General features: G+C 59.6%; 20 protein-coding genes and 2 pseudogenes. 7 read left to right on the forward strand and 15 right to left on the reverse strand.

Features of this window, described 5'->3' with window-relative positions:
- Positions 1 to 9: 9 nt before the first annotated feature.
- From GV818_RS25750 to GV818_RS25770, 5 genes are all read right to left on the reverse strand, one after another.
- Positions 10 to 663 carry a DUF3726 domain-containing protein gene (locus GV818_RS25750; protein ID WP_161755813.1) on the reverse strand — a complete coding sequence of 218 codons (654 nt, stop codon included), beginning with the start codon at positions 661 to 663 and terminating at the stop codon, positions 10 to 12.
- Positions 644 to 2,338 carry a hypothetical protein gene (locus tag GV818_RS25755; RefSeq protein WP_161777861.1) on the reverse strand — a complete coding sequence of 565 codons (1,695 nt, stop codon included), beginning with the start codon at positions 2,336 to 2,338 and terminating at the stop codon, positions 644 to 646. Before GV818_RS25755 ends, GV818_RS25750 begins: the two co-directional genes overlap by 20 nt.
- Positions 2,339 to 3,898 carry a BCCT family transporter gene (locus GV818_RS25760; protein ID WP_161755810.1) on the reverse strand — a complete coding sequence of 520 codons (1,560 nt, stop codon included), beginning with the start codon at positions 3,896 to 3,898 and terminating at the stop codon, positions 2,339 to 2,341.
- 122 nt (positions 3,899 to 4,020) lie between these two features.
- Complete coding sequence (locus GV818_RS25765; protein WP_161755808.1) at positions 4,021 to 5,070, reverse strand: membrane dipeptidase; 1,050 nt, start codon at positions 5,068 to 5,070, stop codon at positions 4,021 to 4,023.
- Positions 5,067 to 6,518 (reverse strand): aldehyde dehydrogenase family protein, encoded by a 1,452-nt coding sequence (locus GV818_RS25770; protein WP_161755806.1) that lies wholly within the window; start codon positions 6,516 to 6,518, stop codon positions 5,067 to 5,069. The genes GV818_RS25765 and GV818_RS25770 overlap by 4 nt, the downstream gene beginning before the upstream one ends.
- Before the next feature lie 151 nt (positions 6,519 to 6,669).
- On the opposite strand from GV818_RS25770, the gene GV818_RS25775 reads away from it, so the two are divergent.
- A complete protein-coding gene (locus tag GV818_RS25775) occupies positions 6,670 to 7,545 on the forward strand; it encodes a LysR family transcriptional regulator (protein ID WP_161755805.1) in 876 nt (291 codons plus the stop codon).
- A 189-nt stretch (positions 7,546 to 7,734) separates the two neighbouring features.
- Here GV818_RS25775 and GV818_RS25780 read toward each other — a convergent pair whose 3' ends face one another.
- The 5 genes from GV818_RS25780 to GV818_RS25800 form a co-directional block, all read right to left on the reverse strand.
- A complete protein-coding gene (locus tag GV818_RS25780) occupies positions 7,735 to 8,160 on the reverse strand; it encodes a type II toxin-antitoxin system HicB family antitoxin (RefSeq protein WP_161755803.1) in 426 nt (141 codons plus the stop codon).
- A 47-nt stretch (positions 8,161 to 8,207) separates the two neighbouring features.
- Positions 8,208 to 8,387: a type II toxin-antitoxin system HicA family toxin gene (locus GV818_RS25785; protein ID WP_161755801.1), complete on the reverse strand. Its 180-nt coding sequence runs from the start codon at positions 8,385 to 8,387 to the stop codon at positions 8,208 to 8,210.
- Between the two features lie 289 nt (positions 8,388 to 8,676).
- Positions 8,677 to 9,732: a YkvI family membrane protein gene (locus GV818_RS25790; protein ID WP_161777862.1), complete on the reverse strand. Its 1,056-nt coding sequence runs from the start codon at positions 9,730 to 9,732 to the stop codon at positions 8,677 to 8,679.
- A 102-nt stretch (positions 9,733 to 9,834) separates the two neighbouring features.
- Complete coding sequence (locus GV818_RS25795) at positions 9,835 to 10,212, reverse strand: RidA family protein (protein WP_161777863.1); 378 nt, start codon at positions 10,210 to 10,212, stop codon at positions 9,835 to 9,837.
- Between the two features lie 26 nt (positions 10,213 to 10,238).
- Positions 10,239 to 11,375, reverse strand: a complete 1,137-nt coding sequence (locus GV818_RS25800) for an NAD(P)/FAD-dependent oxidoreductase (protein WP_161777864.1) — start codon at positions 11,373 to 11,375, stop codon at positions 10,239 to 10,241.
- A gap of 165 nt (positions 11,376 to 11,540) precedes the next feature.
- On the opposite strand from GV818_RS25800, the gene GV818_RS25805 reads away from it, so the two are divergent.
- Positions 11,541 to 12,170 (forward strand): helix-turn-helix domain-containing protein, encoded by a 630-nt coding sequence (locus GV818_RS25805; protein WP_161777865.1) that lies wholly within the window; start codon positions 11,541 to 11,543, stop codon positions 12,168 to 12,170.
- 169 nt (positions 12,171 to 12,339) lie between these two features.
- Here the strand turns inward: GV818_RS25805 and GV818_RS25810 are convergent, their stop codons facing one another.
- Together GV818_RS25810 and GV818_RS25815 are read right to left on the reverse strand one after the other, a co-directional pair.
- Complete coding sequence (locus GV818_RS25810; RefSeq protein WP_161777866.1) at positions 12,340 to 12,777, reverse strand: GNAT family N-acetyltransferase; 438 nt, start codon at positions 12,775 to 12,777, stop codon at positions 12,340 to 12,342.
- A gap of 281 nt (positions 12,778 to 13,058) precedes the next feature.
- Positions 13,059 to 13,607 carry a GNAT family N-acetyltransferase gene (locus tag GV818_RS25815; protein WP_161777867.1) on the reverse strand — a complete coding sequence of 183 codons (549 nt, stop codon included), beginning with the start codon at positions 13,605 to 13,607 and terminating at the stop codon, positions 13,059 to 13,061.
- Between the two features lie 156 nt (positions 13,608 to 13,763).
- On the opposite strand from GV818_RS25815, the gene GV818_RS25820 reads away from it, so the two are divergent.
- Both GV818_RS25820 and GV818_RS25825 read left to right on the forward strand, forming a co-directional pair.
- A complete protein-coding gene (locus tag GV818_RS25820) occupies positions 13,764 to 14,618 on the forward strand; it encodes a helix-turn-helix domain-containing protein (RefSeq protein ID WP_161777868.1) in 855 nt (284 codons plus the stop codon).
- A gap of 100 nt (positions 14,619 to 14,718) precedes the next feature.
- Positions 14,719 to 15,243, forward strand: a complete 525-nt coding sequence (locus GV818_RS25825) for a cupin domain-containing protein (protein ID WP_161777872.1) — start codon at positions 14,719 to 14,721, stop codon at positions 15,241 to 15,243.
- A 65-nt stretch (positions 15,244 to 15,308) separates the two neighbouring features.
- Here the strand turns inward: GV818_RS25825 and GV818_RS25830 are convergent, their stop codons facing one another.
- Complete coding sequence (locus tag GV818_RS25830; RefSeq protein ID WP_161777869.1) at positions 15,309 to 15,695, reverse strand: DUF6124 family protein; 387 nt, start codon at positions 15,693 to 15,695, stop codon at positions 15,309 to 15,311.
- A gap of 720 nt (positions 15,696 to 16,415) precedes the next feature.
- Here GV818_RS25830 and GV818_RS25835 point away from each other — a divergent pair.
- From GV818_RS25835 to GV818_RS25845, 3 genes and pseudogenes are all read left to right on the forward strand, one after another.
- A pseudogene (locus GV818_RS25835) lies at positions 16,416 to 16,892 on the forward strand (transposase); the annotation flags it as partial.
- Between the two features lie 112 nt (positions 16,893 to 17,004).
- Positions 17,005 to 17,179 (forward strand): annotated as a pseudogene (locus tag GV818_RS35145) (nuclease); the annotation flags it as partial.
- Between the two features lie 191 nt (positions 17,180 to 17,370).
- A complete protein-coding gene (locus GV818_RS25845; RefSeq protein WP_161777870.1) occupies positions 17,371 to 18,633 on the forward strand; it encodes a phospholipase D family protein in 1,263 nt (420 codons plus the stop codon).
- On the opposite strand, the gene GV818_RS25850 is transcribed toward GV818_RS25845, so the two are convergent.
- Together GV818_RS25850 and GV818_RS25855 are read right to left on the reverse strand one after the other, a co-directional pair.
- Complete coding sequence (locus GV818_RS25850) at positions 18,630 to 19,466, reverse strand: hypothetical protein (protein WP_161777871.1); 837 nt, start codon at positions 19,464 to 19,466, stop codon at positions 18,630 to 18,632. The two genes, GV818_RS25845 and GV818_RS25850, sit on opposite strands and share 4 nt — an antisense overlap.
- Positions 19,463 to 20,710 (reverse strand): type II toxin-antitoxin system RelB/DinJ family antitoxin, encoded by a 1,248-nt coding sequence (locus GV818_RS25855; protein ID WP_072448335.1) that lies wholly within the window; start codon positions 20,708 to 20,710, stop codon positions 19,463 to 19,465. The genes GV818_RS25850 and GV818_RS25855 overlap by 4 nt, the downstream gene beginning before the upstream one ends.
- Between the last annotated feature and the right edge of the window lie 302 nt (positions 20,711 to 21,012).

The following is a 21,012-nucleotide window of genomic DNA, read 5'->3' on the forward strand; positions in this document are numbered from 1 at the left end:
GTGGAAAGATCAGTTGTTGTCGCTCAGGCCAGCCCCGGCACCCAGCAGGCGCGAGGCTTCCGAAGCGGGCACGTAGGTGCGTGCAGCCAACTGTTCGAGAGCGTCTTGCACCGTCGCGTTCAGCAGCGGCAGCGGGCCGCCGAGGGGATGCTTGAATTCGCCGGTGCCGGTTGCGCGGGTGCAGCTGACTCGGGCCGCATGGGGCGCGTCGAGGCCGTCCGCCTGCAGCATGAAAGCCGCGCCACGGCAGTCGAAAAGCACTTGGCAGTTGTCCCAGGACAGCTCCAGTGCCAGTTCCAATTGCCGCGCGGTGACGCTGACAAAGGGCAGCAGCAACTGTGGATGCGCCACCTCGTCGAGCTGCAGCGGGGCGTTGTCGCGCAGCAGGTAGCCGTGATCGCTCAGGGTCGCTCCGGCAATCAACGGGCACATCCAGTGCCCCGGCACTTGCCAGGTGCCGGCGTCCACCTGGGGAGCCAGTTGTGGATAACTACAGCCGTCATCCTGTTGCAGTTGGGCGGCCAGAATTGCCGCTCCGTCCAGGCCATGGGCCGTCAGCCAGCGGGCGGCCTTGCCGGCTTCCTCCGCCAGGCCCCAGGTCAGGCCGGCACCACGGGCGGCCTTTTTGCACAGGCTTTCGATTTCATTCAACGAGGCATTCACGGCGGTGCTCCTGGCAGTCGAGGCTTGGGTAGGACCAGTCGTCCGCGGCTACCTGGCCCAGTTCATGGGGGAAGGGCGCGTTCTGGAACAGGGTGATACGCACCCAGCGATCCGAGCGTGGATCGAAGTGGGTGGCACCGAAGAACGACAGCTTGCAGCGCAGCAGGTCGATGGGCAGTAGCGTCTGGTCGATCAGGTTGTCCTGGATATCGGCGTAGGGAAACGCCGGCGCCAACTGCACCCGACGTACGCTATGACGATGCTGCGGGTGCTGGAGCAGGAAACCGGCCACCGTCTGCGAGCCGGCGCAGGGCTGCAGCGCGGCCTGCAACTGGGCAATGTCTCGGGCCACTGCCAGGGGTTGCTCCAGTTCTTCCCCGGGTTCGGCAAAGCGCTGGCCGATCCGTGGCTCGAGCTTTTCCTCGGAGACGTACCAGAACAGCGCGCGGCTGTTGGCGCTGGAAAAATCGATGGCCGCGACCCAGGCGTAGTGTTCGGCGAGGATCTGCCGCAGTCGGCTCAGCGGCATGCCGCCATCGATGCCGAAGCTCAGTTGTTCGTCAGCCTGCATGCGCTCGCCCAGTTCATCTACCAGATGTCCGTAAGGTTCCAGCAGCAAGGACACCAGGCATTCCTGGGCTTCCAGCGACAGGGTGTTCTCGGCCCAGCGGTAGAGGGCATCCCAAGGCGAATCCTGCTGCAGAATGCCGCTGGCGAGGTGCTGCTCCAGGCGAATCAGGTCGCCCTGCAATTGCAGGATGCGCCCGTGTTGCAGTTCATGCTCGGAGTGCCAGTGGCCGATACCGGCTTGGGCCCGGGCCAGGAACTCGGTGAACATCCGCCGTTCTCCCGAAGACGGTTGGCGCACCGCGCGCACCCGTTGCAGGGCGGTTTCCCGGGCTCGCACCCAGTTGTTCAACAGCACCGGGTGATTGAGCAGGAATGGCGCCATGCCCAGCCCGGTGGAGTTGCCGATACCGAAGCAGCGGCGCAGTTGCGGCGTCAGGGGCACGGCCTGTCGAGGCGCCCGGGCCCGGGCCAGGTGTTCCACCAGGTCCAGGGTGAAGGCGCGGATCAGGAACACCGTGAGCATTTCTGCCTGGAACGGTGCCGACAGTTCCGCACGTTCGGCGATGCTTTCACGGTCCGCCGCGCCGAATTTGCCGCTGCCATAGACCGCTGTGGTGCGCATCAGGTAGCCGACTTCGTCGATGAATTCGCGCTGGGGCTGACGACCCTCGGCCAGGGCCTGGACCACATGCTCGAACAGCCGCACCGAGCGGTTGGCCCGGGCCATGCACAGCTCGCTGGAGGAAATGCGTCCGGCTTCCTGCTTCGGCACATTGGCTTCCAGGCGGTCCAGGTCGGCGGCATCGGGGATGCCGTCGAACAGGGCGAAGGTGGCATCCCACGCGGTGGCAATCACCCGGTCCGAGCGCAGCGCCGGGTCCAGGTCGTGGGCGAAGGCCACCAGGCTGTAGCTGCGCTGGGGCCCGCTGGCGGTGTACACCGCACGGCCCACACCCTGGCTGTCGAGGGTCCACAGCGAGCATTGGAACTGCCAGTCTTCAGCCTTGAGGCGCCGCAGCAACTGGCGCATGAACGACAGTCGTGACTGGTGGAAGGCCCCCAGGCGCGCCGCTTTCATCACGGTGGTGGGTGGTCGCAGGTTCATTCAGATCACCCCCTGGTCGCGGGCCATTTGCCGGGCGATGCGGATCGCGTCCCAGACCGCCGGCAGGATCAGCAGTGATACCGGCACCGCGGTGATCACGATAAAGGATTGCAAGGCACTGATGCCGCCCTCACCGAGGGTGATCAGGGTCGCCCCCACCAGGCCCATCCCCGCGCCCCAGAACACCCGCAGCCAAGCTGGAGATTCGCCGTGGTCGCTGCTGATGGCCATGGCCACGGTGTAGGACATGGAACCGGCGCTGGTGACCACCGAGAAGAAACTGAGGAACAGGAACAGCGCGGAAATCAGGTTCGGCAAGGGCATCGATTGGGCGACCCCGAGCAGCAGCGCCTCGGGCTGTACGCCGTGGCTGATCACGCTGCCCGGCGACTGCAATTCAACACCCATTCCGGTGCCGCCCACTAGGGTGAACCAGAGCATGGTGATCAACGGTGCGGCCACCGACATCAGGGTGATCACTTCGCGAATGCTGCGCCCACGGGAGACCTTGGCCACGTAGATGCCCATCATTGGCGCGTAGCCGATAAACCAGCCCCAATAGAACAGGGTCCAGCTGTTCAGCCAGGAACTGTCGTCGCGGTACAGGGCGGTCTGGAAGAAGCTGGTGACGTGCAGCGCCAGGCTCTGGGCGAAGGTCTGGCTGAGGAACAGGGTCGGGCCGAAGATCAACAGGAACGCCGCCAGGCCCAGCATCAGCCAGACGTGGACCTTGCTCACGAGGCGCAGCCCGCCGAGGCCGACGACGCAGGACAGGGTGTAGATCACCGTCACCGAGAGAATCACCATGGCCTGGACCATGATGGTGTTGGGCACGCCCCACACCGAGTGCAGGACGAAGGCGATCTGCAGGCCGAGGAAACCCACCGGGCCGATGGTCCCGGCGACCACGGCGATGATCGCCGAAGCGTCGGCGAACACGGCGATCGGGCCTTTCAGGGCGCGCTTGCCGAGCAACGGGTAGAGCAGGGTGCGCGGCATCAGCGGCAGGTTTTTCTCGTGGTGCAGGTACATGTAGACCACGGTCAGCAGGCTGCCGAGCACCGCCCAGGCCATGAAGCCCCAGTGCAGGAACGACTGCGACAGTGCAGCCACCGCGGCGCCGTCGGTCTTGGCCACAGCGCCGAAGTAGGGCGGCGGGGCGATGAAGTGCATCATCGGCTCGGCCGCGGCCCAGAAGGCGCCGCCACCGGCCAGTAGGGCGCACATGATCATCGACACCCAGTTGAAGGTGCTGATGCTCGGCTGCTGGTTGACGCCACCGAGGCGTACCCGGCCCAGGCGGGTGAAGCCGATGTACAGGCTGGCGCCGAAGGTCGCCAGCATCAGCACTTGCCAGTACAGGCCAAAGAACCGGGTGCTCCAGGCAAAGGCGCCGCCGATCAGGGTGGACAGGGTTTTCAGGTCAATCAGGGCAATGATCAGGAACAGCAGGAAGAAACCACCGCTGATCCAGAAAATCGGCCAATCGAGGGTTCCAGCAGCGCTGCCGCGCAGCGAACGGGTGTTGATCCCCGCTTTGACTTCGCTTGGAATTTCCATTGTGCCTCCGTAGAGAGTTGTCGATCGCTAATAATTGTTATGGGCGCATTTGTTGTTGTTAGTGCTTGGCGAAGACCCTTGTCAGGCCGGACTTCAGGACAATCTTGAACGGTGCGGGGGCCTCAAATCGCGATATCGGAGGTGGGTTCGGCGGCACATACCTGTGCCTGGACCGGGATGAATTGGGTTTCGAAGAAACGCAGCCAGTTGCCGCCCATCACCGCGCTCACGTCAGCAGTGCTGAAGCCCACCGCGCGCAGGCCCGACTCGATGTTGTGGAAGTCGCGGTTGTCGCGGAACCAGGTCGGCTGGTCGGGGAAGCCCGGTTGCGCCTTGGAGCCTTCGCCGTAGTCGACGTCCAGGGTCCAGCGGCCGACGCGCATCCAGTCCACCACGCTGTTGGGCTGGTCCTGGCACAGGTCCGAACCCAGCCCCAGGTGCTCGACGCCCATCAGCTCGGCGGTGCGCGCGATCATGTCGCAGAAGCTCTGCACGCTGCAGGCGCTCTTGTCCTTGAGGTGGTGCGGGTACAGCGAGAAGCCGAACATGCCGCCGCTCTGGCCCAGGGCCTTGAGCACGGTGTTCGATTTGTTGCGCAGCGCCGCGTGCCAGAACGCCGGGTTGGCGTGGGTGATGGCGATCGGGCGTTCGGAGTGCTCGATGGCTTGCAGGGTCGAGCGCTCGGCGGAGTGGGACATGTCCACCACCAGGCCGACCCGGTTCATCTCCCGTACCACCTGCTTGCCCATGCGGGTCAGGCCCGGGTCTTCCTGTTCATAGCAACCGGTGGCCAGCAGCGACTGGTTGTTGTAGGTCAGCTGCATGAAGCGTGCGCCGAGGCTGTGCACCACTTCCACCAGGCCGATGTCGTCCTCGATGGGCGAAGGGTTCTGGAAACCGAAGAAGATCGCCGTGCGCCCGGTCTGCCGTGCCAGGGCGATATCGCTGGCCCACTTGCCGTGCAGGATCAGGTGCGAGTAGCGCTGGAACCTGCGGTTCCAGGCTTCGATATTGGCCACCATTTCACGGAAGGTCTCGTGGTAGGCGATGGTCACGTGCACCGCATCGACGCCGCCTTCGCGCATCTGCTGGAAGACCTTTTCCGACCAGTTGTCGTACTGCATGGCATCGATGCGCGGGCCGCGGCCGGCGAAGGTCTGGGGCAGGCTCATAGCGGTGCCCCGGCGGCGATGTAGCCGGTCTTCACATGGGTATAGAACTCCACCGCCGAGCGGCCTTGTTCGCGCGGGCCGTAGCTGGAGTCGCCACGACCGCCGAAGGGCACGTGGTAATCGGTGCCGGCGGTGGGCAGGTTGACCATCACGCAGCCGACCCGAGCGTTGCGGCGGAAGTGGCTGGCGCGGGCCAGGGAGCGGGTCATGATGCCGGCGGTGAGGCCGAAGCGGGTGTCGTTGACCAGGCTCAGCGCCTCTTCGTAGCTGCCGGCCTTGATCACGCAGGCGATGGGTGCGAACAGCTCTTCGCGGTTGATGCGCATGGCATTGCTGCCGCCAATGAACAGCGCCGGTGCCTGGTAGTAGCCGGGGGTTTGCAGCTCCAGGCGCTGGCCGCCAGTGAGCAGTTCGGCGCCTTCCTGCTGGCCCAGTTGCAGGTTCGTCAGGTTGGCTTCCAGTTGCGCGGCGCTGGCCACCGGGCCGATCTGGGTGCCGGCCTCCAGGGCGTGGCCGACCTTCAGCGCCTGGGTCGCCGCCAGCAGTTTCTCCACGAAGGCATCGTGGATGCCTTCATGCACGATCAGCCGCGAGGAGGCGGTGCACTTCTGCCCGGTGCCGCCAAAGGCGCCATTCACCGCGCAGCTCACCGCCAGGTCGAGGTCGGCGTCGTCCATCACCGCCAGGGCGTTTTTCGAGCCCATCTCCAGCTGCACCTTGGTCAGGTTGGCGGCGGCCGAGGCGGCGATGCCCTTGCCCACGTCCACCGAGCCGGTGAAGGAAATGGCGCTGATGCCCGGGTGCTCGATCAGCGCCTGGCCGATCTCGGAACCGGCGCCCATCACCAGGTTGAACAGGCCCTTGGGCAGGTCCTGGCGGGCGATGATCTGGCTGAGAATCACCGCGCTGGCCGGGGTCAGGTTGGCCGGTTTCCACACCACGGCGTTGCCGAAGGCCAGGGCCGGGGCGATCTTCCAGCAGGCGGTGGCCATGGGGAAATTCCATGGTGAGATGATCGCCACCACACCGATGGGCTCGCGACGGATGTCGATCTCGATGCCGTCGCGCACCGAGTCGGCGGTCTGGCCCAGCTGGCGCAGGGTTTCCGCGGCGTAGTAGGTGAAAAACTGCCCAGCGCGGTACACCTCGCCGGCGCCTTCGGCCTGTGGCTTGCCTTCCTCTCGGGACAGGGTCTGGCCGATTTCTACGGAGCGGTTCATCAGTTCCTGACCGATGGCCATCAGCACCTTGTAGCGCTGCTCGATGCCGCTGCGGGCCCAGGTTCGCTGGGCCTCGCCGGCGGCGGCAACGGCACTGTCCAACTGCGCCCGCGAGGCCTGGGCGTAGAGGCCGATCAGGTCGCGGGTGTCGGACGGGTTGCGGTTCTCGATCTCGCTGGCGCCCTTGAGCCATTGGCCGGCGATGTAGTTGTGATGGTTCTGACTCATGAATTCCTCCAGGGCGGCACGCCGGGCGGGGCGTTGCCTTTGTGCGGTTCTGGGAGGATTATGAGTCGGCCTTGTGTTAAGTAAATCTAATAATTTTTAAGCTTGTTTAAGTAAAATTTAATCTTTGCCTTTGCCAGCAGGACGCGCCGCCATGAGCATCAAGATCTCCAACCTGCAGTTTTTCGTCGCGGTGGCCACCAGCCAGAGCCTGACCCAGGCCGCCCAGCGCCTGCACCGCACACCGGCGGCGGTGTCGCTATCGCTCAAGCAACTGGAAGAAGAACTGGGCGGCGCGCTGTTCGAGGGCGAACGCAAGAACCAGCTCAGCCCCCTGGGGCGTTTCGTGCTGCTGGAAGCCCAGCGCGAACTGGCGCATTTCGACCGCACCATCAGCACCATCAAGACCTACGCCAAGGCCGAGACCGGCCTGGTGCGGGTGGCGGCGGTGCCGTCCTTCGCCATCACCCTGCTGCCGCCGCTGCTCAAGCAATTCCATGAACAGCACCCGCAGTTCCACCTGGACATCCGCGACATGGATTCCGAACGGGTGGTGCAAGCGGTGCTCAGTGGTGAGGTGGACATCGGCATCGGCACCGTGCCGGCGAGCATCCCCAACATCGACCAGGACTTCCTGTTCTCCGACGCCTTCTGCGTAGTCTGCGCCAGCGACAACCCCCTCAACCGCCTGGTGCGCCCGCTGCGCTGGAGCGACCTGGACGGGCAGCACTTCATCAACAGCGGCCTGGGGGCCGAGATCAACGCCGCCGAGTTCCGGCACATCCGCGACCACTCGACCCTCAGCGTCAGAAACACCACCTCGTTGCTGGCGCTGGTGGCCCAGGGCATGGGCGTGACCCTGCTACCGGAGTTGCTGAGTCGCTCGGCGGCGGGGGATCAACTGAACTTCCTGCGCCTGGAAGACCAGCGCATCGTGCGCTCGGTGAGCGTGATCACCGCCCCGCGAGAAACCCTCAACCATGCGTCCTACACCTTCCTCAAGGCGCTCAAGGGCAGTCGGTTTGCCTGAACCGGGCGCCACCTTGTAGGAGCGAGCTTGCTCGCGATGGACGTCAACGATAACGCGGGTTCGCTGAGGGAACGCGGCGCTTTTGGGGTTTTCGCGAGCAAGCTCGCTCCTACAAAGCAGCAGGCACCGGACATGCTTGTTTGAGCCGATTGACCAAACCATGAAATCGGCATGTGCATGCCGATGTTGCTAAGCCGCTTCTACCGATACCGTCAGCCGCTTGCCCAATGCTGCCAGGGCATTTTCCAGTTGCTCGATCTTGGAGGTGTGCAGGAAGTCCACCAGGCGATCGCTCTGGACCTGGGCGACGCCAAGCAGGCGACGCAAGTCGGCCTTGCGCATGTTGCGTTCCATCAGGGTGTTCCACAGGGCGATCTTGGCCACGGTGATTGTGGGCAGGTGCAGCACATGCTCACCCGCTTGTGCCGGGGTTGCTTGAGGAATAGGCCGCCGTTGATCGACGTAGAGGGACAGTGTGGTGTCGACGGCATCCATGGCTTGCGCGATGGCGTGCTCCCGGTCGTTCCCGTAGCTGTTGAGTTCTGGAAGGTCGCGGCAGAAGACCGCGATACCTGGCGCGGTATCCTGTTCAAAGCGAATTGCATAGTTGTACATGGGGCGGCTCCCGGCGGGTGATCCTTGACTCAGGCAGGCGTGGCGGTTCAGAGACCCAGTTGCTTGATGATCGCCTTGCGGGTCGGCTCGGGCATTTCCTTGCTGCCGTGGTCCGCAAAGAGGGTGCTGTTGCCATTCGGTGCCGTGACTTTGAAGTGGCTGCCTTTGCCGGCTTCGAAACGCACGCCCTGGGCTTTCAACCATCGCCTGAACTCGCTGAACTTCATCACCTCGCCTTATGGTCTGGGTGTCGCTACTGTACAACACTTTTGTTTTGTTATGCGGTGCCTGGATAAGCGCAGTCATGAGCGCCTGGAGCCGGCTGAATGCGTTCGACGCTGAGTAGTTGAGGCGCATGCCGGGCAGCCTTTCCAAGGCTAGTTCAAACCCGTTTTGGCTGGCGGGTGAAGCTGTAGCAATGGTTTTCAGCGTTGGGCGGTTCTGTGTTCAAGGTACAAAAAAGGCACCTGGGATAAACGCCAGGTGCCTGATCCGTCGCGCAGGGCCGCTTAAGGGCTACGCCACCACAAGCCGCCGTGGCCGCAGCCAGCCGATTACCACCGCGGCAATCAGCAGGAACCCCAGGTAGCCGAAGAACGGATACACCTGTCCCACCAAACTGATAAAGCCCACCAGGCTGCCGACAAACGCCAGGGCGCCGGCGGCAATGGAGCCGAGGCGGAACTGCCGGGTGCCCGCCGGAAACAGCCGCGCGGAGAAGGAGTACAAGGTGCCCACGGCGGTGTTGAGGATCATGCAGAAGATGATCAGCGCCATCAGCAATCCAAGCGCCGGGGAGACTTCGCTGGCGATCGACAGCATGGGCATCGGCAGGTCCGCCACGCTGTCCAGGCGCGACAGCAGGCCCAGGCTCATCACCAGCATCAGCAGGCCCAGCAGCGCGCCGCCGAGAATGCCGCCCCACATCGCCTGTTTCTCGCCCTTGGCTGCGCCGCCCATGATCGCCAGGATCGGCACCCCCGCCACGATGTTGTAGGACACATAGAGCAAGGCGCCCAGCAGCCAGTGGCTGGCGCCGGCTTCTTGCTTGGCCGCCAGTTGATTGAGTTCACCGAAACTCAGGTCGCGGGTGGCGGCGCCATACAGGGCCACGCCTACCGCGGTGATGATCAGGAAGGGCGTCACTGCGCCGATCATGCCGATGACTTTGTGCACGTCCAGGCACACGATGGCCACCACGATCAGGGTCACCAGCACGCTGCCGGCAATGGCCGGAATACCGAACTGCTGTTCCAGCAGGGCGCCGCCGCCGGCCAGCATCACCACGGTCACGGCGAACATGAAGAAGGTGATCATCAGGTCCACCAGGGCGCCCAGGTGCTTGCCGCACAGGGCTTGCACCACGTCCTTGTGCGATGCCGCCCGCAAGCGGCTGCCCATGCTGGCCAGGGCCATGCCGAGGAAGGTGAACAGCGCCGCGCTGACCACCGCGCCCGCCAGGCCCCAGACGCCGAAGTCGACGAACATCAACAGCAGTTCACGACCGGAGGCGAACCCCGCGCCGACTATCACACCGACGAAGGCGCCGGCGATCTTCAGACTTTCTTGCATGACGATTAGCCCCGATTTGTTGTTGTTATGTGGGGTGGACGACCGCGTCATCTATTGGCGTGGCGGTCCTGGGCATCGCACTTGAGGGCTGGGGCGGGTGACTCAGTTTTCGCCGACCCAGGCCTGAACTTCGATCTCGACATCAACCCCCAGCGCCAGCTGGGCGCTGACGGTGGAGCGCACCGGGAAACCGTTCTTGAAGTGGCGCTGGTAAACCTCGTTGAAGCCGGCGAAGTGCTGCATGTCGGTGAGCCAGACGGTGCTCTTCACCACCTGGTCGAAGCAGGCGCCGCACGCGGCCAGGGTCTCGCCGATGCGCGCCATGGCGGCTTCGGTCTGCACGCGGATGTCGCCGTGCACCACTTCGCCTTCGGCGCTCATCGGCACCTGGCCGGAGAGGAACAGAAAGCCGCCGACGCGAATCGCCCGGGAGAAGGGGTAGGGCAGGTGACTGGGGTAACGCTGGATATCAGTGGACATGGCAAGGGCCTCGTGGGCTGGGTGGGTTAACGCAAGCGAGCGGGGGCCAGGGCCTGGGCATCGACGCCCTGGCTCAGCAGTTCTTCGGAGACCGGGTGGCCCAGCAGCAGGGCGCAGGCCAGTTGCGAGACGCCGGCCGCCGACTGGATGCCGTAGCCGCCCTGGGCGGCGAGCCAGAAAAAGCCTTCGCAACTGTCATCCCAGCCCACCACCAGATCGCCGTCGGTGACGAAGGAGCGCAGGCCGGCCCAACTGTGACGCGGGCGGCGGATGCTCAGGGAGGTGACGTTCTCGATGTGGTAGATGCCGGTGGCGATGTCCAGTTCTTCGGGCATCACGTCCTGGGGCGGCACCGGGTCGGCATTGGCCGGGGAACCGAGCAACTGGCCGGCGTCGGGCTTGAAGTAGAAGCTTTCGTCGATGCCGATCACCGCCGGCCAGCGGCTGAAGTCTTCACCCGGCGGGCCGTCGAAGGTGAAGGCGCTGCGCCGGCAGGGTTGCAGGCCGATGGGGGCCACGCCACAAAGCTCTGCCACCTCATCGACCCAGGCACCGGCAGCGTTCACCAGATTGCGCGCCTGCAGGGAACGGCCATCGCTGAGTGTGAGGTTCCAGTGGCGGTCTTCGCGGCTGGCCTCGACTATGTGGAGGTCGCACTCCAGCAGCCCACCGGCCCGGCGCATGGCCCGCAGGAAACCCTGGTGCAGGGCGTGCACGTCCAGGTCCTGAGCGGCGGTTTCCAGCATCGCCCCGGCAACGGCATCGGGGCGCAGGCAGGGCACCAGGGCCCGGGCCTGCTCGGCCGTGATCAGGCGCACGTTGGCGGAGCGGGCGCGGGTTTCATCGTAGGTCTGCTGCAACTGGTCCAGCTGTTCCTCGCTGGCGACGTACAGGCAGCCACGAGGTTCCATCAGCGGGTGTTCGCAGAAACCCAGCGGCGGCCGCTGGTAGAAAGCCCGGCTGGCGCGGGTCAGGGCCTGGATCTGCGGAGTGCCGTAGGCCTCCATGAACATCGCCGCAGAGCGCCCGGTGGAGTGATAGCCCGGCTGCGATTCACGTTCCAGCACCAGCACGCTGGCCTGCCCGGCCAGCCGATAGGCCAGGGAAGCACCGGCAATACCGGCGCCGATGATGACGAAGTCGAAGCATTGGTTCGCGTGCATGCCGGGGTTCCTGAATCGCTGAAAAATGACAGGGGCTAAAATTCTCACATACGAGAAATGTAAGATATGAGAATTTCCCAGTCAACCCGGGGTCATGGGTTAATATTTCGCCACGTGCCCCGGCCAGCGTCGCGGTTGCCCTTATTTGCCTGACAGAGAGCCCCAATGAGTTCCGACCGAGCCCAGCCCGCCTCGAGCTCCCACGCCCATCCACTGATCGACAGGACCCAGGTCGGCGCCCGCCTGCGGACCATTCGCAAAAACCAGAAGCTGACCCTCAAGCAGCTCTCGGAACGCTCCGGCGTGGCCCTGTCGACCCTGTCGAAAATGGAGCTGGCCCAAGTCTCGGTCAGCTACGAAAAACTCGCCGCCGCGGCCCGCGCCCTGGGCGTCGACATCGCCCAACTGTTCACCCCGGCGCCGAACCTGATCCAGACCCGCAGCGCCCAGGTGCAACCGACTGTGGTCAGCACCACCATCGCCGACGCCCCCGGCTACAGCACCGGCAACTACGACTACCACCCCATGGCCGGCGACTTTCCCGGGCGCAGCATGACCCCCATGTACGCGCGGATCTTTGCCCGCGAGCTGCAGCAGTTTGAGGACTACATCCGCCACCCCGGGCAGGAATTCGCCCTGGTGCTGTCGGGGCGGGTGCGGATTCAGTTTGAGACCGGGGAGGCGGTGAGCATCGGCCCGCAGGAGACCGCTTACTTCAACAGCAGCATTGGCCATATTTATTTGGCGGAAGGGGATGAGGATGCGGAGGTGATGGTGGTGATGTCGGAGCGTTGAGGCCCCTCACCATCGAGCAAGGCATCCACAATTCCCGGTACAAGTGGTTAGGTTCAACCTGGACGTTTCGCACAATAGAAACAGACTCTGCACCCTCCTGAGTCATAAGCGGTTGGAGTTGAAGGTAATTAGAACTGTTGTGCAAAGCTCGGATTGTATTTGGCGCAGTTCAAATCCTGATCCTCGCCAGCATATCTTCGCCGTCTGCATCCATACCAACCTCGACAAACCCGAAACTGGAGTAAAACCCTTTGGCTACGATGTTGTTGGGGTTGTAGCAAATTTCAATTTCTTCCAAATCCGCGATCTGTTTTATTTCATGTAGGGCGAGGCCCAGCGCTACTCTACCGATGGATTTCTGCTGATGTTCTTTGCCCACCATAAAGCGCCAGATAGAAACTTTGCCTTTTGACTCTTGCACCCACATAAAGAAGCCTACAGGCTCTCCATCCGCGATGATGGCGCGTGTGAAGTAACCTGGGTTGTACGCAGCCTCAACGAGCGACCAGGTATTACTTGCCACGTAGTCTTCCTGCTCTTCAGTAACCTCCAGTTCACAAATCGCTTCATAGTTTTTTTGCGTTACTTGGGTAAGCGAGATTTTCATAAGTCTCCTGAACTGGGGTGTGGATAAGGCTCAATTAACTTTCACGGGCATTCAGTTCCTCCTGCGCCTTCGCCAGCAGCGCGGCGCTGTCCTGCGGCAGGCTTCGCACTCTAGCTGTTGCAGTTCGCGGCAGTTCTGGGGCGGCGGGGGATTCCGGTTAGCTCTCCGTGCAGCTCCAAGTAAGGTTTGAACTCCTCTGCGGCGTTCGTGCGGTATACGTCGTCACCAGGCTGCGTCCGTCGGTCGTTGCCGCCGTACACCGGGATCTTCGGTTTGTGCCCTTACTCTTTCGTATGTTCCAGCCATTCTTGGTAGGTGATACGGCTAATGTGTTCTGTCCGATAGTCTTGGAGGAACTGGTTGTATTTGTTTTCTTCCGTGTGATGAAAGCGAAAGCCACACTTGGATTGAGCAGCATAGGACTGGATGTTGTTGGCGAAGTAACCACACCAAAGTGCTTTGAGATTCAGGTTTTCAAAGGCGTGTCGCATCACTTCACGTACTGCTTCCGGAGTCAGGCCTTTGCCCCAGTACGGCACACCGATCCAGTAGGCGATTTCACCTTCCTGCTCACTGATTTCAAAATTGCTGTTGCTGCCTATGAGAATGCCCACACAACCAACAGCGCGGCGATTTTCCTTCAGTTCGATCGCGTACACCTCGGGGTGATTGAAGACCGTACGGATGATGTCGGCACTGTTCTCCACACTGGTGTGTGGGGGCCAGCCAGCGATAGGGCCGACTCGGGCGTCTTTGGCATATTCGTATAGATCGGCGGCGTCTGTGGCCTGCCAGGGGCGAAGCAAGAGTCGTTCTGTTTCAAGTGTCATGTCCTGTACCCGAATGGATTGGTTCGTTCGGGACAGAGTATTGGGAGACAGATCATCGGTACACGCCAGTACCTCGGCTTTTTCGGTACTTTTCGAAACAGCTGCGCCAAGCGGTGATAGGATTTTGGCTCTTGTTTGTTGTAGCGCCGGGGCACTATGCATCACATTCCGAAACTTTCCGCTCCTGACGACTCGATGCGGATGGGAGAAACCACGCTAGCGGAAGGGCTCGGTTTACCGCTCTCCTTCGGTCACGCTTACTTGACGCTGCTGGTATGCCTCTGCGGTAGTGCCCACTTCACTCTTAACTTCAAAGAGCATGCGGTTAGGCGCGGTGCTGTGATGCTGCTGGCTGAGGACACTATTGCCTTGCTAAAAAGTCGCTCGCGCCGCTTCAAGGTGTTTTTCTGCCTTATGCCGAAAAGTTTTGCCGCAGAGGTTGCCTACCCACTACCCAATACCTTGTTCGTATTTCTGCATGACCATCCTCATTGCGTTCCATCCAAGGACGACATGCCGCTGATAGAGAGCTGGGTGACGCAGATGCGGAACATTGCGCAGACCTGTCCCACCTACCAACGCATCATGTTGCGCAATCAGCTGCAGAACCTCTTTCTGAAAATAGCCGAGCAACTTCCAGCCAACCAGATAGAAAACAGGGGATTCAGCCGGAAGGAAATGCTTAGTTGGCGCTTCTGGGAATTGATAGGCAAACATTGTGTGCGCCACAGAGATGTGAAGTTCTACGCCGACGCACTGAATATCACGCCGTTCTACCTGTCGCAGTTGACCAAAGCGTTTTTCAATGACACACCCAAGGGCTTGATCGATCGGCAGGTAACCTTGGAGATCAAGGCTCTTCTTTCATACAGTGACTTGGCTATTGGCCGTGTGGCCGACGAATTGAACTTCGTCGACGCGTCTTACTTGTGTCGCTACTTCAAGCGCCAAACGGGAATTTCGCTTTCCCGTTATCGTAAGCATAAGAGAGAGGAGGGGGAGCAGGACTGACCTGCGGTCGAAATGGAGGAGGGAAGGCGCACTATGGAAAAGGTTTCCCTCCTGGATATAACACTGATTCCAGCGCGTGATCGGTTGTCCATAGGACGAGCTGACCCTCAAACAGCTCTCGGAACGCTCCGGCGTGGCGCTGTCGACCCTGTCGAAAATGGAACTGGCCCAGGTCTCGGTCAGCTACGCAAAACTTGCCGCCGCAGCCCGCGCCCTGGGTGTCGACATCGCTCAACTGTTCACCCCGGCGCCGAACCCGATCCAGACCCGCAGCGCCCAGGTGCAACCGACCGTGGTCAGCACCACCATCGCCGACGCCCCCGGCTACAGCACCGGCAACTACGACTACCACCCCATGGCCGGCGATTTTCCCGGGCGCAGTATGACCCCCATGTACGCGCGGATCTTTGCCCGCGAGCTGCAGCAGTTCGAGGATTACATCCGCCACCCCGGGCAGGAATTCGCCCTGGTGCTGTCGGGCCGCGTGCGGATTCAGTTCAAGACCGGGGAAGCGGTGAGCATTGGCCCACAGGAGACGGCCTACTTCAACAGCAGTGTCGGCCATATCTACCTGGCGGAAGGGGAGGAGGATGCGGAGGTGATGGTGGTGATGTCGGAGCGCTGAAGCCCCTGATCATCAAGCAACAGCGCGGCGGATTGTGCTGCCGCGCCGTGCATTCGTGGCGCGTTCTACTTCAGCGATGGCCTGTGGCGACTGCCATCGAGCAGGGCATCCACCACGGCCCGGGCCATCTCCACCGAGTGCACCAGGGACCAGATCAGGCCGCGCTCGATGCCGCTGCCGCGCTCGGTGATTTCATCGGAGACTTCTTCGGCGCTTTTCAGCAGCAGGGAGACGTGGAGCAGGGCTTCTTCGGCGCTGATGCCGCCGCGTACCGAGAACAAGGAGTCGCGACTTACTGGGGTGCTGATGGTTTTTTTCAGTGACTGGATCAGAGAGGCATCGGGAGGCTGAAGTGACAGTTTTTGCCGGATCTGCTGATTGGCCAGATCGTGTTCGGGGTTTCTGCCGCGCTGGGCAGCTGTGAGGGGCGGATCGGGGACGAGCTTTTTCATGGCGTAACTCCTAATCGATGGTAGGAGCCTTCACCGTCGCTGCTAAACGATGGGGTGGCGGCCGTTCGCAGGTTAGCAGTACCGGTCGATTAGGAACCCGGCGCACCCGAAGATGCCCTGCGCACGGCCGCCATAAAACGGAGCCCAAAAAAACGCCACGTGAATGACGGCGCTGTGCGCCTAATCGATTGCGGGCTGCTAAACCCGGTCACTGAATGTGCAGTGACAGAGCGAGGCTAGCCAGCGGGTACACCAGGCGCAAGCGGCTAGGAGTTTCTAGGAAAGTTCGCACAATAGAAAGAGACTTAACGCTGCTTTGGGGCAACCAATGCTCGGTCCGTGAAAGCGGGGAGGGGCGGTTGGCGATGGTGGCGGAACGTTAAGGCCAGAAACAACAAAGCCCGCACAAGGCGGGCTTTGTTGGTGCTTCGTTTGGTGGGCCGGGGTAATCTGAATTGATGTTCTATCTCATTAATTATTATCATTAAATTTATTTTTCTATTTTGATTGGAATACCAATTGGAATACCTCACGAGATAGCCATGCTCTGGCCCGTCGCTTGTAATCGATTTTACACCCTTGGTTCTCATCTATGAGTTACGCTTAATAAGAGGCTGAAGGTGGTGAGTGGCAGAAACTGGCCGGGTCTGTTGAAAAAGTAGATCCCCTTTCTGACCTTCGGCAGAATCTCAGCATTGGTCGGCGGGGGGACCAGACAGCGTGGCACAGTTATCGAGTGGGCAGGGGCGCTTGTTTTACTCGTTCAACCTTGAAGATCACACCCCAGCCAATCATTTTCTGCGCAGCATTTATTCGTGTCTCGATCTGAGCGACTTTCGGAATTACCTCGCCGACTTCTATAGCCCGATTGGACGTCCGTCGATGATCCTGAGCTGATGACCCGCATGCTGATCGTGGGTTATTGCTACGGCATTCGCTCCGAGCGGCGGTTGTGCGAAGAAGCCTGTTTGAACCTGGCGTATCGCTGGTTTGCCGATGGTGCCTTGAAGATGAAGTCCCTAATCAGTCGACGTTTTCCAAGAACCGACACGGCCGTTTTCGGGGCAGCGATCTGTTTCACTGGTTGTTCAATGAAGTGCTGGATCGCCGCATGGACGCCGGCTTGGTTAAAGCACCCGTGCCATGCAAGAGTACCTTGAAGCGCTCTATGAAGAGGCTATGGCCGAAACGCTACCTATCGCTGACTTGCGGTACGAGTTAGCGCATAAGGGGCAGTTCAATAGTCTCGCTCAATTACTCTTAATTTCAGTACTATCCAGATTATCTAAATATTTTGGATAGTTTAGAAATGGATTTCACGCCGATTATCGTGCAGGTCATGGGACATGCTGAGCTGGTTTATTCCACCCATGCTGCACATCACGCGATTAAAGTCGCCTTGGGCCATGGGTGATGGCTGCGAACTCTTGCTGCGGCTGTTTGCTCACTGGCAACTGGATGCGCATACCTACCACCGCGAGCACGTGCAAAACCTAAAAAACAGCCAATCGGAAATGCCCGAAATGCGGTAACGTTCTAGTTATTCGCACCCGTAAAATAGTGGCTGATGCCGGCCAACAATTCTGAGTCTGCTCGACCTTCCCCAAATACCGCACCGCGCAGACGTCTGACACCATCTAGTGACGCCCAGAACGCTCATTCAAAGGAGAAATTAATGGAGCTTATGAACCAGCCCTTTACCGGGCAGCTTGGAAACCGTTTGATCGAGCTGCTCGACTCATCGGACTATCACACCCTGAACATCGCGGTCGCCTTCGCAAAGAACAGCGGCGTTCTCAGAATCAAGGACTCGCTCGAAAGGTTCAGAAAACAGGGGGGGAAGGTAAATGTTTACGTCGGCGTCGACCTAGGCGGGACGTCGTACGAAGCTCTTACAGCTTTGCTACTTCATACTGATTCGTTGAATGTTGTCCACTCTGAAACAGGCCAAACATTCCATCCAAAAATCTACCAATTTGTGGGTAAGGACAAGGGACTGTTAGTGGTTGGCTCACACAATTTGACCGGAGGCGGCCTGTGGACTAACTTCGAAAGCTCAGTACTCATCCCGGTAGATGGATCGGGGGCCAATGACGTGAAAATACTGAAGGGGTTGGATGACTACATCGAGAATCTAACCTTACTCAAAGACTCATTCATGTCGATAGGCGCACAAGACGACATACATAAGCTCCTCCAAAACGGCTACATCTTTAACGAAGCGATCGAGCAAATACGCCGAGCGAAAGCTGCCACACAGGATGGAGCTCTGGGGCGTCTATTCGGTGACGGTGCCCCTGCAAAGCTACCTCGCCTTACCATACCGAAGAGCAAGAAAGCGGCCTCGGTATTCGCTGCCCCAGCAAGTCCTATCTCACCACCCCAAAGTGATGCGGATCAGACTATTTGGTTTGAAACCAGGAAGATGACTGGCGGATCACGAAATATCCTTGATCTGTCAATGAAGTCTCTGGTTGAGAGCGGGGACCCCACAGGGACCTATTTTGATCTTGGCGAACCAGGGTTCATGCAAGGCGGGGTCATGTTTTTTGGTCTAAATCCTACAGATACTGCTAAGGGTAAAGATATTACCATTAACTTCGAGGGGGTTGACTACGCAGGCAACACCATACTCTTTCCTGATGGAGAAAAGGCAAATGGTACGTGGAGACTCCAAATAAAAGGCGAAAACTCTTCTAAAGTTAAGATTACCGAAACTTTTAAAGACCTTAACACTGCCGAAGCTGAGCGCTATGGTGCCAAAGGTGAGCTACTGCTCTACTTGCAATTCAAGATAATTACCTTTGCTAAGATTCAGGATGATTACTACTTTATGTCTGTATTTCCAGAGTCTGAGCTTGAAAACTTCCGGGAAGTTTCAAGAATCACGGCCCGAAACGGGAGAACAAATCAAGCTAGGCAGCTTGGCCTGCTCTAGAGGCGACTTAGCCATTCCTGGTGTTTCACTTTCCGAATTCCGCTAATGCCGCCGTTTGCTCCCCCGAACTTGAGCATCACAGCGTTGTCACTCAACGGAGCTCCTTCGGAAACGAACAAAGGGACCTGGTTTGCTTCGCGAAAGCGGTTTATGAACGATGTTACATCGAAGCTGAACGCATACCTTGTCGTGCTTTGATATGGCGGGTCTATATACACGACAGCATTGCTGGGAAAGGGGTCACTTAGGATCGTCATGATATCCATGTTGAGACAGGTCACTCCTTTCATTCCAGTCACGAGCGCATCGATTCTGCGACGCAGCTCGGCTGAAGAGGGTTGCATTGGATTCGCAGGGCTGCGGCGTATGCTAGTCGCGGTTGGTTCCCAGTAGTCCCGAAAGCACGCATTCGCCCAACGTTCTCCGTTGCGAAAAATTTGCTTTCCACCAAAGGAGCAGGCCTGAAGTACCGGATAAAATTCTACCTCATGGTCACCTACCGGGAGCGCCGATAACGACAACATGTGAGCCTTAAGATCGCGCTTATCAATCGGCAGCTCTGACAAAAATCGATCAAACACGTCCATATTGAACATACCGGATCCAATCGCTGACCAGAAGGCCCCCCAAGAGCTGATGTCGAGCATCCAAATGCGTGATGGATCGACCCCTCTGTTAACCAGCTCGATTGACACCGCGCCAGATCCGCAGCACAGGTCGTAGAATCGCGAGTCCGGCCCTGGGGCGGCCTTGAGCAGATGGTCGACGATCTGAGCCGCTACGCGCTGCTTGCCGCCCTGATATGCGCAAGGTACGCGCATTACACAGCTCATGAGGATTTCCTGCGGATCAGAATTCTTACATATACGCGCCGACCGTTTATGATACCGACACCTCCCTTGTCCTCAGGATGCGGACGATACCCAACCCTTGCAAGAGTCTTAGCAGGTACGTTGCTGCGCGCGTTACCGTTGGCAAGCATAACGATCTCGAACTGATCAGGACTGTATTTGTCTAGGAAAGTGATCGGCACGCCCATGATCCCGTCGTAGTCGATAGGAATATTTTGGGTGCGCCCAACGTCGATAGCATCGTAGTTCTCGTAATGTGGGTACTCTTCCGGCGTATATCGTCGAGTCAATACTATGGGATCGTGCCGCCTGCTAGTGTCCAAGTTGGTAAACCAGCGTACGCCCTTCACCCGGATGAAGCGTCGCCCTCTCTCGTCTATACCACAGCCAGCCGCGTTTAGCGGGTAGCTATCAGGCACATAAAATTTACGATCCCCGGAGCGTATGGATTCCCCATACCAGACTTTATCGTCACGAAAGAGGGGAAAAACCTCCCTGTACGTCACAGCATTCATGTTTCCAAGGATAATGAAATACTTTTCGTGACGCTCCAGCAGGCTAATGTACTCGCGGAAGAGGCTGAAGGGTGGATTGGTGACCACTACATCTGCGCCCTCAAGCAAAGCTTCGCATTCGTCGGACCGAAAATCGCCATCACCTGCAAGATACACTAGGGAGTTGCCTGGCATAGCAAACAAGGACTCTAAATCCAGCGAACCGTCTGGCCTCACAAGCGTTTCGTCAGGTACTTCGGTTACTACCGCCTTGTAGGCGCCCGGCCCCCCCTCTAGTGGATACTCCTGCCCTGCGATTGGAGAGCTCGCGTAGCATGTGGATGTCAGCCCCGCTAGCCCGATGTTGTTGAAATGAAGCACAAAGAACCGGAAGAAGGCCGATTCAAAAGGGTCATCACAGTTACAAAGTATGGTCTTTCCCTTTAGTTGCTCTCGATGCTTCACCATTTCTCTAGCGACGTCCTCATACTGCGTATAGAACTCATCCTTCTTGACGATAAACGCATGATTGAGTGTCGCATTTCCGGATTTAGAGTCTAGTTTTGGACGTTCTATTTTCATATCAAATGGCATGGTGCCCTCGCGAACCACCGCTTTAAGAAAACTATTAATTGCGGCGGACATGCTGATGCCAATCGAGTCGAACACCTCGCCGGCGCATCTCTTGACGTCTAGGTCGATGCGTATTGTCGTAGTGGGCTTGATCGACATATTTGAAACTCCTCATGCGACATACAATGTAGCACAGTTGAAGAGTAACAGTTTCGCCATTTTTCACCCGGTTCGTAAGCCAGCGGGCATTACACCTAGCCGGCGGATACCCAGCTGTGCTGCAGCAGCTAGGCCAGAGCACTGACGTTCACCGTCGGTAGTCGTACCAGCACATTGAATCGCCCCGGGTTTCGTAGACACCTCTTTGCCTTAAACTGAGGCCAATTAGGAGGTGCCATGAGCAACCCGCGTTACCCCGAAGAATTCAAAATCCAAGCAGTCAATCAAGTGACCGAAAAGAG

The sequence above is a fragment of the Pseudomonas sp. Fl4BN1 genome (assembly GCF_009908285.1).
In the GTDB taxonomy this organism is placed as follows: Bacteria; Pseudomonadota; Gammaproteobacteria; order Pseudomonadales; family Pseudomonadaceae; genus Aquipseudomonas.

Coding starts and splice junctions, on each gene's coding strand:
- GV818_RS25755 (WP_161777861.1), bottom strand. CDS start 2,338: ATGAACCTGCGACCACCCACCACCGTGATGAAAGCGGCGCGCCTGGGG.
- GV818_RS25760 (WP_161755810.1), bottom strand. CDS start 3,898: ATGGAAATTCCAAGCGAAGTCAAAGCGGGGATCAACACCCGTTCGCTG.
- GV818_RS25765 (WP_161755808.1), bottom strand. CDS start 5,070: ATGAGCCTGCCCCAGACCTTCGCCGGCCGCGGCCCGCGCATCGATGCC.
- GV818_RS25770 (WP_161755806.1), bottom strand. CDS start 6,518: ATGAGTCAGAACCATCACAACTACATCGCCGGCCAATGGCTCAAGGGC.
- GV818_RS25775 (WP_161755805.1), top strand. CDS start 6,670: ATGAGCATCAAGATCTCCAACCTGCAGTTTTTCGTCGCGGTGGCCACC.
- GV818_RS25780 (WP_161755803.1), bottom strand. CDS start 8,160: ATGTACAACTATGCAATTCGCTTTGAACAGGATACCGCGCCAGGTATC.
- GV818_RS25785 (WP_161755801.1), bottom strand. CDS start 8,387: ATGAAGTTCAGCGAGTTCAGGCGATGGTTGAAAGCCCAGGGCGTGCGT.
- GV818_RS25790 (WP_161777862.1), bottom strand. CDS start 9,732: ATGCAAGAAAGTCTGAAGATCGCCGGCGCCTTCGTCGGTGTGATAGTC.
- GV818_RS25795 (WP_161777863.1), bottom strand. CDS start 10,212: ATGTCCACTGATATCCAGCGTTACCCCAGTCACCTGCCCTACCCCTTC.
- GV818_RS25800 (WP_161777864.1), bottom strand. CDS start 11,375: ATGCACGCGAACCAATGCTTCGACTTCGTCATCATCGGCGCCGGTATT.
- GV818_RS25805 (WP_161777865.1), top strand. CDS start 11,541: ATGAGTTCCGACCGAGCCCAGCCCGCCTCGAGCTCCCACGCCCATCCA.
- GV818_RS25810 (WP_161777866.1), bottom strand. CDS start 12,777: ATGAAAATCTCGCTTACCCAAGTAACGCAAAAAAACTATGAAGCGATT.
- GV818_RS25815 (WP_161777867.1), bottom strand. CDS start 13,607: ATGACACTTGAAACAGAACGACTCTTGCTTCGCCCCTGGCAGGCCACA.
- GV818_RS25820 (WP_161777868.1), top strand. CDS start 13,764: ATGCATCACATTCCGAAACTTTCCGCTCCTGACGACTCGATGCGGATG.
- GV818_RS25830 (WP_161777869.1), bottom strand. CDS start 15,695: ATGAAAAAGCTCGTCCCCGATCCGCCCCTCACAGCTGCCCAGCGCGGC.
- GV818_RS25845 (WP_161777870.1), top strand. CDS start 17,371: ATGGAGCTTATGAACCAGCCCTTTACCGGGCAGCTTGGAAACCGTTTG.
- GV818_RS25850 (WP_161777871.1), bottom strand. CDS start 19,466: ATGAGCTGTGTAATGCGCGTACCTTGCGCATATCAGGGCGGCAAGCAG.
- GV818_RS25855 (WP_072448335.1), bottom strand. CDS start 20,710: ATGTCGATCAAGCCCACTACGACAATACGCATCGACCTAGACGTCAAG.